Below are 13410 nucleotides of genomic sequence, written 5' to 3' on the forward strand. Positions count from 1 at the left end.
AGCTTGCTGTGCAACAAGGCGCCTATCTTGAAAAAGACAGGATGGATGCACGCAAGTATTCCCTGACAAAAAAGGAGTGCGAATAATATTCAGCACTCCTTTGGTCGCTTAGGCAGCAGCGATGCTCGCCACAGCACGCTCAAAACGTGCCAGGCCTTCTGCAATATCTGCCTCAGGGATCACCAGTGAAGGAGCAAAACGTACCACGTTAGCACCCGCCATCAGGCTCATTAAGCCTTCCGCAACAGACGCTACTAAAAAGTCACGTGAACGACCTTGGTACTGTTCGTTTAGAACCGCCCCTAACAGCAAGCCTTTACCGCGAATTTCAGAGAAAACATGATATTTTTCATTAATTTTGTTCAGACCATCGCGCAATAACTGCTCGCGATGTTTCACACCGTTCAAGACTTCTGGTGTGTTAACCACGTCTAATACTGCGTTACCGATAGCGCAAGCTAATGGGTTACCACCATAAGTAGAACCGTGAGTACCCACTTTCAGGTGCTCAGCAATTTCAGCGGTAGTCAACATAGCGGCGATAGGGAAACCGCCACCCAACGCTTTAGCCGTGGTCAGGATATCCGGCACTATGTCGGTGCCCATGTAAGCGTAGAGTTCACCAGTACGGCCGACACCGGTTTGTACTTCGTCGAAAATCACCAGTGCGTTGTGCTTATTGGCCAATTCGCGAACCGCTTTTAAGAATGCAGGATCGGCATCGATAATACCGCCCTCACCTTGCAGTGGCTCAAGCATAATGGCGCAGGTTTTATCCGATACGGCCGCTTCTAATGCCGCAACATCGTTATAGGGTAAGTGGGTGATACTTTGCGGTTTTGGACCAAAACCATCTGAATAGGCCGCTTGACCACCAACGCTCACGGTGAAGAAAGTACGGCCGTGGAAGGCTTTATCGAAGGCGATAATTTCATCTTTCTCTGCGCCGAATTTTTCTAAGGCATAACGACGGGCCAATTTCAGTGCCGCTTCGTTCGCTTCGGCGCCTGAGTTGGCAAAATACACACGCTCAGCAAAAGTGCTGTTAACCAACTTAGTCGCAAGCTCAAGCGCTGGCTCGTTGGTCATCACGTTAGACAGGTGCCATAATTTTTCGCCTTGCGTTTTTAAGGCATTCACTAAGGCGGGATGACAGTGACCTAAGCAATTTACCGCGATACCGCCGGCAAAATCGATAAACTCGTTACCCTCTTGATCCCATACTCGGCTTCCTTCGCCACGTACAGGGATCACGGCAGCAGGCGCATAGTTAGGCACCATAACCGCATCAAACTGGGCACGATTCAACTTCATATCAACGCTCATTCTTCTTCATCCTTTGTTTAAATGTAACGGCCTCGGGAGCCGTCTGAGTCCCCAACGTATCTTTATCTTGAGTTAGTGATACAGGGTATGCTTGTGTCTATTAATAGCCATTATTAGCGAAATTGTGATCAAAATACCAGTTTTTCACAAACAACATTCGCCATGCTTTGGGTCAAAGTGCATAAAGATTGTAGTTTAAGAACTATACAAGCGTTTACGCTAGAGGCCTTTAGCATATTTAGTCAGAAAAAAAGTTATTTACCCCTATTTTTGCTAGCTATTCACTGAATATGAATAACTACACAATTTTAACGAATCAGCTGTGAAAGCACAAAATCTGCAATTTGCTCCCTCGCCTCAAGCGCTTCTGGCAACAGATGGAACAGGGGAAAAACATGGGGCATGTTATGATAAAAACGCGATTCTACCGCGCCACCACAGGCCTTAATTTGCATAACCAGTCGTTCTGAGTCCTGTAAAAGTAACTCGCGCGTACCAGCAATCACTAAGAGTGGCGGCAAGTCAGCCAAGTTCCCCTGTAAAGGTGAAACCCGTTCAGACATGGGATTCGCTCCAGCAAGATAAGCGCCGCGCAGCCGCAAAAGCGACTCAATGGTAAAGAACGGATCATCCGCCCCCAAAATCAGCTCGGTATCGCCGGTAATCGCTAAATCGAGCGCGGGTGACAACAACACACAGGCTTTAGGCGTGGGCAGATGGCGCTTTTTAAGTTCGAGCAACAGACTTAAGGCTAAATTGCCGCCGGCAGAATCGCCCATCAACACCAGATTATCGCAGCCTTTCAACTCAATTAAGTGCAGGTAAGCCTCGAGCACATCGTCACAGGGCGCGGGATACGGATGCTCTGGCGCTAAACGATAATCCGGGATAAACGTATCGAGGCGGCAACGCTCACTGATATCGGCCACCAGTCTTGCGTGCGCATGGGGTGTTTTAAAACAGAACCCACCGCCCCGAATGTAAAACAGATTACCCAAACGCGGCGTGTCATTAAGCAGCACATAATGCAACAGGGTGGAATGTTGTAAGGGAATCGAGGCGGTAACGAGTTTTTCGGGCCACGGCAGCCAGCGCTTATCCAGCTCTAATAAGCGTTGTCGCACTTGGCTTAGGGGAAGTTTGGCCTTACCTCGGCTGATCGATGGCCGTGCCACATAGGATAAAATAGTATTTAATACAGAAGCTTGCCAGCTTGGCATTTCCCATCCTCCACATCAGTGCCGCAATTGGACACCGATGGGAACGGCGTGCAGATCACAGCAGATCCAACTTCCGATAATTCTGTGCTTTTAGGCGCAGTACTTCCTGTTCGCTCAACTCGTAATAATCGAACATCAGACGTCTCTCCTGAGGTTCGATTTGGCGCATCTCTTCGAGCAACAGCACCTTAGCATAACAATTCGCCCGTGCCACTAATGCGGCCGGCATAGAGAGTTCACGGTAAGTTAAGGTTTGGTCCAACTCTTTAAGCAATTGAGTTAATGGACTCTGTTCAAACTTAAGTAACTCTAATAGCTGCCAATTAAGCTTATGCCCATGGCTCAGCACTTGCTCAAATACCGCCTTGGCCGGAAACTCAGTAGCAATGACCGCATCATACACTTCTTTATCGCGACTCGAGCTAGCCTCGCGGATCCAATTGCCCCAAGTTTTATCGAATAAGCGAGCACTGAGACTCAGCACAACCGAGGTGCCTAACTGATTCAATAATGCGCCACTATAAACTAGGGCTGAGTCAGTATTATGAAGCTGCGCTAACGCATTCGCTGCTATTCCGCTAACAATGCTGTAGCGCCACAACTTACGGGTGGTCCAGAGTAACTTAGCGTTGCCACTGGGCAGCCAATTACGCAGGCAAAAGTAAGGAATAATAGTGCGCAGGTTTTCGATGCCAATGTAATTCATCACTAATTTGATATCAGTGACGCGCACATCGGAGCTCTGCGGGCGGCGCGCCCGAAATGCCGGGCTATTGACCATATTGGTTAAATCGCGGCATAACCAGCTTAAATTACTGATTAAAGGTCTTAACCGGGTCGCATCGAGGTTTTTTGCCAGCAACAGCTCGAGTAACAGGATCTGTGACTCGTTAATATCCGACTTTGCCAGCACTAACTCTGGGGATGCCAGTTGATGCTCAATGGCATTATTGACCGTTTCGATGAGTTGCTTGGAAATGGCCTCAAAGACTTCACGGGCCTGAATTTGTTTGAGTAGCCGCGACAGAATCGCCTCTCGCTCAACATCGAGTTTATTGGCATCGGCCTCAAGCTCTCGGTCTAAATCATCCAATAAGGTTGGGCCGGCCTTTTGCTTACCGAGGATCAGTTGCTGATAGAGCCTATGTTCTATCTCTATAATTTTGCCGGGTCTAACGCCGCCCGCTACCGATATCGCCACAGTTTATCTTTCCTATCTCGCCCGTGCTAAGTGGCGCGCATACGCTAAAATCGTTAAAAACATGACAATTTCAGCATATAGGTTACATCTTGGCAATAAGCAAACAGGTGACTATTTTACAGCCCTGATTAGATTCACAGCCGCCGAAATCCGCGCAACAAAAAGGCCTCATATAGAGGCCTTCATATTATCGCGCGATTTACTTAAGCTCTTGTTCAAACAGCTTATAAATACGGCGATATTCGTCTAACCAGCTCGATGGCTGACGGAAGCCGTGGGGCTCAACCGGATAAATCGCGGTTTCGAACATAGGTTTTTCCAGCTCGATAAGGTGCTGCACCATACGCACGCTATCTTGGAAGAACACGTTGTCATCCATCACGCCACTCATGATAAGTAGCGGCTTAGTCAGACCTTGGGCGTGCTCGATGGGCGAGCTACGCTCGTAGGCGATAGGGTCAACATCCGGTGTGTTTAAGATGTTGGAGGTGTATGGCGCGTTGTAATGCGCCCAATCCGCCACAGGGCGCAATGCAGCGCCTGCTTGGAATAACTCAGGCTCAGTAAACAAGGACATAAAGGTTAAGAAGCCGCCGTAAGAACCACCATAGGTACCGACACGCTTAATATCCACGTTGGCATTTTGGCCCATCCAAGTCACGCCGTCTTTTAAGTCTTCGACCTCTGGGTGACCCATGTTGCGATAAATCGCCGTACGCCAGTCGCGACCATAGCCTTTAGAACCACGGTAATCCATGTCCATCACCACATAACCCTGCTGGGTCAGTAGGTTGTGGAACATAAACTCACGGAAGTAACCACTGAAACCATAATCGGCATTCTGTAAGTAGCCCGCACCATGGTTAAAGATAACGGCGGGGTATTTCTCAGCGCGGGATTTGTCATAACCCTGCGGCAAATAAACCCGCGCATATACTTGGCCAGCGCCATGGTTGGAAGGAACTGCAACCACTTCAGGTGCTTGCCATGGATATTGCTTAAAGGCATCGCTGGTGTATGACGTGAGCTGTTTTAACTCACCGCCAATCGGCTGAATATACAGCTCATTCGGCGCTGTACGGCGAGAGGCATTCAGCAGCAACTTAGTGCCATCGGGGCTTAAGCTGTAATCTAAATTACCGTCCCACAGGGTTAATTGCTCATTTTTGCCCGAGGCGATATTCACACGGTGAACGTTGTAAATGCCGGGGTGACTTTGGTTAGCCTTGTAGTAGATGTAGTTTGCATCAGGCGAGAGAGTAATATCGCTCACCACAAACTTACCTTGAGTCAAGGCGCGGGGCTTTTCGCCACGGGGCTTGATATAAAGCTGGGAATAACCTGTTTCTTCAGAGAGATAGTAAAGTGTGTCTGTTCCAGGTAACCAACCAAATTGGTTATAGTCGTAGTTCACCCAAGCATCATCATGGAGGCGGTGCTCGGTGATAAACTTGCCCTTTGCCAGATCGACACTGGCAATCCAGCGGTCTTTGTTATCGGTCGCTTCGACCATCACCGCCAGCTTGTCCTCAGACTCATGCCATTGAATCGCGCTTTGAGTCCAGCCCCAATCCTGCATCAGCTGGATTTTACGGGGAGCCTTAGTACTTTGATACGACTCACCTTTTGCCTTGGCGTTTTCACTCTTCACCTTAGCTAAAACGTCCTCATCGAAGCCTGTTAGGCCTTCGATAGTCACATCAATCTGTTTATGCTCATTTAGATCAAGTACCACAAAGCGTTGCCCCGGTGGCGTATCTTCTGCAACACGGGCGCGGACTGGCACAGGGTCGATATAGCCTTCGCTACCGAGGTAGTTTGGCATGATGTCGTGTTCACTGCTGCCGGTGTAGTTTTTATCGGTTAAGGCCACAAACAGATAGCGACCGTCTGGCGACAAACTCAGCTCAGACACCACCTCGGCATCACCGAGATACCAAGTGTTGGCGGCAAGGGTCGGATCGCTCTTTTGCAGTTCGTTCTTAAACTGTTCTTTGGCTTTGGCATTTTCTTGCTGCAACGCCACATATTGAATGAGTCTATGCTGCTGCTTGGCTAAGTAGCTGCTCGGCTCTTTCACGCCATCGGGCGCTTTCGCCATTTTGATTTCAGCCAACTGCTCCACTAATCCACTGTCTTGATGGATTTGGAAAACATTATCCCCTTGCCAATAGGCGATATCGCCATTGTTGAGGTAACGCAGTCCACTGATGGCAGTGCGCTGACGGGTAAGCTGGGTGATTTTGCCAGAGCTTAAATGCTTAACAAAAATATTGCCTTGATAGAGATACGCCTTGTTGGCCTTAGCATTGTCTAACACACCAAATTGTTGGTCCGCCGCGTGTAGTTTATCGATGGCCAGTTCAACGGCGCGGCTGTCATTAATGCCCTGCTGATAATAATTCCGTAGCGGCGATGCGCTAGGTTGGCGGGCAAAGAAAACGCTCTGGCTGTCATCGCTCCAGTAGGCTTCCTTGGCGAAAATCCCCATCCAATCTGGGTTCGCCATAATTTGGTTCAGCGTAAGGGGTTTTGAAACTTGGGGAGGCTGAGCTAAAGGGACTTGATAGGCCTGTGGTGTGGTTGCGGGAGTCGCCGTTTCAGTTGAGATGGCGGCGCAACTCGTCAATACCGCAACGGCTAACGCACTTAAACCCAAATTTCGCATTACGCTGTTCATTCGTCCTTCCTTTTATTGTTATCGCAGCCCTAGCAACACTATGGAGTAGACTCCAACGCGAGTGGGTAAGCGTCGTTTTGCGGCAGTTATATCACACTTGGGCGACATATTTGCTTAAAAGGAGGAGAAATCTTGTAACAAAGATTAGAGCTGAATGGATCTTTTCGATTAAGCCAGAGCCGATTGCGACAAGAAATTTGCCAACAATTCATGGCCTTGCTCGGTCAAAATCGACTCGGGGTGAAATTGCACGCCAAAGAGTGGCAGCTGCTTATGGCTCATGGCCATGATTTCGCGCCCATGGGTTGGGTCGTCAAACCAAGCGTCCAGCACAAATCCCTCTGGGACAGCATCAACCAACAGTGAATGATAGCGGGTTACAGTTAATGGCTGATTTAACCCTTTAAACAGGCGCTCGCCAGTATGAGTAATCGCACTGACTTTACCATGCATCACCCGCTGCGCTCGCACAACCTTGGCACCAAACACCTGCGCCATAGCTTGATGCCCCAAACACACACCGAGGATAGGCAAACGATCGGAAAAATGCTCAATCGCCGCGAGGGAAATCCCCGCCTCATTAGGCGAACAGGGGCCAGGAGAGATGACTAAATGGCTCGGTGCCAGCGCCTCGATTTCCGCTAAGCTGATTTCATCATTGCGTTTAACCACGATCTCTTGCCCTAACTGCTGAAAATACTGCACTAAGTTAAAGGTGAAAGAGTCGTAATTGTCGATCATTAGCAACATACAAAATCCATTGGCTCAAATGGTAAGTCGATGCACTCCACGGCTGAAATGCGGCGCAAATCCTACCACAGGCCTTTGCGCGGATTAAACCTTTATCCAATAAAAAAGCCAGTCGATAGACTGGCTTTCAAGAGTATAGAACAGGGTGCAAGTAACCTATTTAACTAAGGTTAAATGACTGCGACGCTTAGGCGGCTCATCCGTTGGTTCGGTTGGCTTCTCGTTTGTCTCGATAACAGACAAGGTCGATTCGGCTTCCTCTTCGACCAAGTATGCATCTTCAATATCGAAGACAGTCCCTGCGCCATTTTCACGGGCGTAAATGGCCACAATCGAGGCCATTGGCAATAATACCTGTTGAGGTACACCACCGAAACGCGCATTGAACTCCACAAATTCATTACCAATTTGCAAATTGCCCACCGCGCTGGCCGCGATATTTAATACGATCTGGCCATCCTTCACGTACTGCTGTGGTACTTGGGTGCCTTTCACAAAGGCATCCACGACAACGTGAGGCGTTAATTGGTTGTCCATCAACCAATCGTAGTAAGCCCTGAGTAAATAAGGACGATTTGGAGTCAACGCTTTCATTACATTCCCATGCGCATTTCGCGTTCAGCTTCAGTCAACGAAGCTTTAAATGATTCACGCTCGAAAATACGTGTCATGTAAGCTTTGATGTCTTTCGCTACACGGCTGTCTAACTCGATACCTAATACAGGTAAACGCCATAATAATGGGCCGAGGTAGCAATCCGCTAAACCGAATTCTTCGCTCATAAAGTAAGGCATTTCACCAAATACTGGCGCGATTGAAAGTAAACTTTCAGTCAGTTCTTTACGGGCCGCTTCGGCGCGGTCGCCTTTACGAATACGGTCAACGAGTGAGTACCAGTCAGTATCGATGCGGTGCATCATCAAACGGCTTTGGCCGCGAGATACTGGGTAAACAGGCATCAACGGCGGATGAGGGAAACGCTCATCCAAGTATTCCATGATGATACGTGATTCATACAGAACGAGTTCACGATCTAACAAGGTTGGCACTGAGTTATAAGGATTTACTTCAAGTAAATCTTCAGGCATTTCGTTTGGGTCGACCTGTAAAACATCAACAGTAACCCCTTTCTCAGCTAACACGATACGCACTTGATGGCTATACAGATCATCAGCACCTGAAAACAGTGTCATGACAGAGCGTTTGTTGGCAGCAACAGCCATTGATACCCTCCAGAGTCGAAATAAAACAAAAGTAAACGAGGGGCAAAGCCCCCCGTTTACACTATGCGGATACTATATTTTACCCGTTATTGGTGCCTAGTGTACATCTTTCCAGTACTCTTTCTTCAAGAGGTAGGCCACAATAAAGAAGATAAACAGGAATCCAAGTACCCACCAACCTAAAGCTTGACGCTCTAACTTAACAGGTTCAGCCGAATAGACTAAGAAGCCAGTGATATCACGTACTGCTTGGTCATACTCTTCTGCATTTAACTTACCACCAGAGACCACAATAGTGCCATCTTCTTGCTTAACAGGCGTGCCTTGCAGTTCTTCAAGAACGTGTGGCATACCCACAGATGGGAAGACAGTATTGTTTACGCCGAATGGACGGCTTGGGTCTTTGTAGAAGCCTTTGAGGTATGAATACACCCAATCTTCGCCACGAACACGTGCGACTAAGGTTAAGTCTGGTGGTGTTGCACCGAACCACTTAGCTGCATCTTTGTGTGGAATTGCGTTTTGCATCAGCTCACCGATTTTGGCATCGGTAAACATGTACTTGCTACGCATATCATCGGCTGAAATACCGATATCGTTCGCCACACGCTCATAGCGTTGATACTGAGTGCTGTGACAACCAGAGCAATAGTGTTGGAACATGTCCAGACCACGCTCTAAAGAAGCCTTATCATGCAGATCAACATTGGCTTTTTCTAAATGTACATTGTGTCCACTCGCGGCCATCGCCAGCGTCGGGATCAAAGTAACTAATGCAATCAGTAATTTTTTCATTAGTGTGTCAACCTCGCTGGAACAGGCTTAGTTTTCTCATTTTTGCTGTATAACCACAGTAATAAGAAGTAGCCGAAATACGTCACAGTGAAGATACGTGCAACAATAGTCAGCTCTGGTGTTGCAGGTACAGCGCCTAAGTAACCTAAGACGATGAACGATACAGCGAACTGAGCGATGTTCAACTTGTGCAGCGTGCTGCGGTAGCGAATTGACTTCACTTTACAACGGTCTAACCAAGGCAATACGAACAGCACTGCAATCGACAGACCCATCATTACCACACCGCCCAATTTATCGGGAACAGCACGTAAGATGGCGTAGAACGGAGTGAAGTACCATACCGGCGCAATGTGCTCTGGTGTCTTCATTGGGTTAGCCGCTTCAAAGTTTGGCTTCTCAAGGAAGTAACCGCCGCCTTCAGGGATGAAGAATAGCACGTAACAGAACACGATCAGGAAGCCCGCAACGCCCATAATATCTTTAACTGTGTAGTATGGGTGGAATGGAATACCGTCGACTGGCCAGCCATTCTCGTCTTTGTTCTTCTTGATTTCGATACCGTCTGGGTTGTTTGAACCCACTTCGTGCAGCGCGATTAAGTGTAAGAACACTAAAACCACTAACACTAATGGCAGTGCGATAACGTGCAGAGCGAAGAAACGGTTCAGTGTCGCGCCAGAGATCACGTAGTCACCACGGATCCACAGGGTTAAGTCATCACCGATAACAGGGATAGCACCGAACAGAGAAATAATTACCTGCGCGCCCCAGTAAGACATTTGTCCCCATGGCAGCAAGTAACCCATAAAGGCTTCAGCCATTAGCACGAGGAAAATCAACATACCGAATAGCCACAGCAGTTCTCTAGGCTTTTGATATGAACCGTAAATCAGACCACGGAACATATGTAAGTAGATCACCACGAAGAATGCAGACGCCCCAGTGGAGTGCATATAACGCAATAACCAGCCGTACTCTACGTCACGCATGATGTATTCAACAGAGGCGAACGCGCCTTCTGCTGTTGGTACATAGTTCATGGTCAACCAGATACCCGTCAGTAATTGGTTAACCAATACCAACATGGCTAATGAACCGAAGAAGTACCAGAAGTTAAAGTTAGTTGGCGTCGCATACTGACCCACGTGACGGTTATAAGTCGCCGTCATTGGGATACGCGCATCGATCCAATTAATTAAATTCTTAACCATTACGCCACTCCTTTATCTACACCGATGATAACGGTGCCATCATCAACGTATTGATGTGGAGGGATAACTAGGTTCAATGGAGCTGGAACGCCTTGGAATACGCGGCCCGCCATATCGAACTTAGAACCATGACATGGACAGAAGAAACCAGAAGTCACGCCTTGAACTTGCTCACCAAATGAATCTGGTAAATAAGTTGGTGAACATCCTAGGTGGGTACAAATACCGACGGCAATAAAATACTCTGGCTTAATAGAACGCAGAGGATTTGTTGCATATTCAGGTTGTTGCATTTCTGCAGACGCTGGATCTCTTAGCTTATCGTCGTGTGTTGGCAGTTCATTAATCACTGCTTCTGTGCGACGGACAACCCATACAGGTTTTCCACGCCATTCAACACGGATCAGCTGACCTGGCTCAATTTTACTGATATTTACTTCTACCGGCGCACCTGCAGCTTTCGCCTTGGCACTCGGATTCCATGACTTGATGAAAGGAACCGCTACAGCGACGGCACCAGCACCACCTACTACGGCGGTTGCGGCTGTCAGGAATCTGCGACGTCCGGTATCGACTGGCGCATTGCTCATCCACTTATCTCCCAGAGGGTGTTGGAATTTTTGTTTTTCAAAGACTTTCTGCCACCTAGTTATCACCATGGGCAAAAATCGAAGTTTGAAGCGGGGCTCATTATAGCTAAAAATTAGAAGCAGATCATAGTGAAAACACTCAACTAAGTTAGGGAGATTGCGTGTTTTTTAAAAAACGGACAAAAAAAGCACAACTATTAAGCGATTTTAATCGTTTTGATATACTTTTTGAGCAAATGGACTGTGAGGTCGGCATAATCCATGCATCGCTAATATAACTCCAGCTCCCATTTTGTCACTTTACATTTCCCGCAGATAAAAAAATGGGCCCTGTTGTCAGGACCCATTCAAAACACTATTGATTGCTTACTTCTTAGGTGAAGTGCTCTTCATATATTTGAAGAACTCGCTATCCGGTTCTAACACCATGACGTCAGAGTTGCCGGAGAAACTCGCACGGTAAGCATCTAAGCTACGTAAGAAGCTGAAAAACTCAGGATCTTTACTGTAAGCATCAGAATAAATCTTCGCGGCTTGCGCATCACCTTCACCGCGGATGGTTAAGGCTTTACGCTCGGCTTCAGCAATCTTCACGGTCACGTTGGCATCAATGGTCGCACGGATAATTTCAGACTGCTCTTTACCCTGTGCTCTATGCTCTTTGGCAACCGCTTGACGTTCGGCACGCATACGTTGGTAAATACTGTTACTCACGTTTGCAGGTAAGTTGATTTGCTTCACACGCACGTCAACCACTTCAATACCTAAGTCTTTAGCGCTTTCAGAGGCGTTTTCTAACGCATCATTTTGCAGCTCATCACGTTTACCAGAAACAATTTCTTTGATAGTGCGGCGACCAAACTCGGTACGTAAATCGTTGTTGATCTTACGTTGTAGTAAGGTCTCGGCATTCGACTTAATACCACCGTTAGTAGAGAGGTAATATTTTTCGAAGTCGAAAATACGCCACTTCACATAGGAGTCGACCATCAAATCTTTCTTCTCAGAGGTAACGAAACGATCCGCTGCACCATCTAAGGTTTGGATACGCGCATCGAGTAACTTCACTTTATCGATCACTGGCACTTTAAAGTGTATGCCTGGGCCGAAAACGCGGGTCACTGGTTTGCTGTCAACTTTGTCTTTAACGATTTCACCGAAACGCGCCACAATCGCACGCTCGCCTTCATTAACGACCATCACAGATGACAGACCTATGCCTAATACGATGGCAATCAGAACAATACTTAATCTACCCATGGATTACTCCCTCCCTTGGCGAGCACGGTCCTCGCGAGAAGGGCGTCCACTCAAAGGCTCACCAATGCGAGTCGTTGACATAGATGAAGAATTGACGTTCTGCTGAGCCTTATGCTCAACCTCTGGCGTAGTCACAGGCTTCTCTTTCATTAACTTGTCTAAAGGCAAATACATTAAATTGCCATTGTTCTTGGCGTCGATCAGTACCTTGTTGGTATCTGTCATCACCTGCTGCATTGCATCGAGATACAAACGCTTACGGGTGACTTCAGGTGCCGCTTGGTACTCAGGTAACAGTAACTCGAAACGAGCCACTTTACCGCGAGCTTCAAGAATTTCACGCTCTTTATAGGCATTCGCTTGTTGCGCCATACGCTCAACTTCACCGCGCGCTTTTGGCTCAACTTCACGAGCATAAGCTTCGGCTTCACGGATAAAGCGTTGTTCGTCTTCTTGCGCCGCAATCGCATCGTCGAAAGCATCTTTCACTTCTTCAGGTGGACGCGCTGGCAAAAAGTTAACGTCAACAATGGCTAAGCCTAATTTGTACGGCTCAATGATGCGCTCGAGTTCTTTCCAAGTGTCGCGACGAATCGCATCACGACCCGTGGTCAGAATATCGTCCATCTTGTTGTGGCCGATAACATAACGCAGCGCACTGTCTGTGGCTTCGCGTAAGCTGGCATTCGCATCAACGGCACTGAACAGATAAGAATACGCATCAAGAATACGATACTGTACGTCCAACTCGACCTTCACGACGTTTTCATCTGAGGTCAACATGCTGCCAGAAGCAGGAATGGAGCGAACAGACTGCACATCAACGGGATAAATCTGGTCGATAAACGTAGCCTTCCAATGCAGACCAGGCCCCACCTCACCAATGTGCTGACCAAAACGCAGCGCAACACCACGCTCAGCTTCTTTAATGGTGTAAAAACCCGAGAGTCCCCAAACAACAAAAGCGATGGCAAGAATGATGATTAAGCTGAACGAACTAAAGCTCTGGCCTGATGAGCCATTGCCTTTGCCGCCAAAGCGTTTTGAAAGATTACGAAAAACCTCATCAAGGTCTGGTGGTCCTTTGTCGTTACCACCTTTATTTCCCCAAGGATCATTACCCTTGTTACCGGGCTCGTTCCAAGCCATTT

General features: G+C 47.8%; 12 protein-coding genes. All 12 read right to left on the reverse strand.

What is annotated here, in order from left to right; genetic code table 11:
- Positions 1-108: 108 nt before the first annotated feature.
- Positions 109-1326, reverse strand: coding sequence for an aspartate aminotransferase family protein (locus M0415_RS11110; protein ID WP_220054625.1), 1218 nt, complete (start codon positions 1324-1326; stop codon positions 109-111).
- Between the two features lie 308 nt (positions 1327-1634).
- Positions 1635-2546: an alpha/beta hydrolase gene (locus M0415_RS11115; protein WP_249553618.1), complete on the reverse strand. Its 912-nt coding sequence runs from the start codon at positions 2544-2546 to the stop codon at positions 1635-1637.
- A gap of 55 nt (positions 2547-2601) precedes the next feature.
- Positions 2602-3747, reverse strand: coding sequence for an HDOD domain-containing protein (locus tag M0415_RS11120; protein ID WP_088211783.1), 1146 nt, complete (start codon positions 3745-3747; stop codon positions 2602-2604).
- Positions 3748-3946: 199 nt separating this feature from the next.
- A complete protein-coding gene (locus tag M0415_RS11125) occupies positions 3947-6427 on the reverse strand; it encodes a S9 family peptidase (protein ID WP_249553616.1) in 2481 nt (826 codons plus the stop codon).
- A gap of 168 nt (positions 6428-6595) precedes the next feature.
- Positions 6596-7177, reverse strand: coding sequence for an anthranilate synthase component II (locus M0415_RS11130; protein WP_249553614.1), 582 nt, complete (start codon positions 7175-7177; stop codon positions 6596-6598).
- 156 nt (positions 7178-7333) lie between these two features.
- Positions 7334-7771, reverse strand: a complete 438-nt coding sequence (locus M0415_RS11135; RefSeq protein ID WP_011715796.1) for a ClpXP protease specificity-enhancing factor — start codon at positions 7769-7771, stop codon at positions 7334-7336.
- The gene (sspA, locus tag M0415_RS11140) at positions 7771-8400 is read right to left on the reverse strand and encodes a stringent starvation protein SspA (protein WP_011715795.1); all 630 of its coding nucleotides are present in this window, start codon (positions 8398-8400) and stop codon (positions 7771-7773) included. The genes M0415_RS11135 and sspA overlap by 1 nt, the downstream gene beginning before the upstream one ends.
- A 96-nt stretch (positions 8401-8496) precedes the next feature.
- On the reverse strand, positions 8497-9195 hold the full coding sequence (locus tag M0415_RS11145) for a cytochrome c1 (RefSeq protein WP_011715794.1): 699 nt from the start codon (positions 9193-9195) through the stop codon (positions 8497-8499).
- Positions 9195-10409: a cytochrome b gene (locus tag M0415_RS11150; protein WP_011715793.1), complete on the reverse strand. Its 1215-nt coding sequence runs from the start codon at positions 10407-10409 to the stop codon at positions 9195-9197. The genes M0415_RS11145 and M0415_RS11150 overlap by 1 nt, the downstream gene beginning before the upstream one ends.
- Positions 10409-10999 (reverse strand): ubiquinol-cytochrome c reductase iron-sulfur subunit, encoded by a 591-nt coding sequence (gene petA / locus M0415_RS11155; protein ID WP_011715792.1) that lies wholly within the window; start codon positions 10997-10999, stop codon positions 10409-10411. Before petA ends, M0415_RS11150 begins: the two co-directional genes overlap by 1 nt.
- Before the next feature lie 366 nt (positions 11000-11365).
- Positions 11366-12259, reverse strand: a complete 894-nt coding sequence (hflC, locus tag M0415_RS11160; RefSeq protein WP_249553612.1) for a protease modulator HflC — start codon at positions 12257-12259, stop codon at positions 11366-11368.
- Positions 12260-12262: 3 nt separating this feature from the next.
- Complete coding sequence (hflK, locus tag M0415_RS11165; RefSeq protein ID WP_011715790.1) at positions 12263-13408, reverse strand: FtsH protease activity modulator HflK; 1146 nt, start codon at positions 13406-13408, stop codon at positions 12263-12265.
- Positions 13409-13410 lie beyond the last annotated feature (2 nt).

This window comes from Shewanella sp. 10B (assembly GCF_023475885.1).
In the GTDB taxonomy this organism is placed as follows: Bacteria; Pseudomonadota; Gammaproteobacteria; order Enterobacterales; family Shewanellaceae; genus Shewanella; species Shewanella mangrovisoli.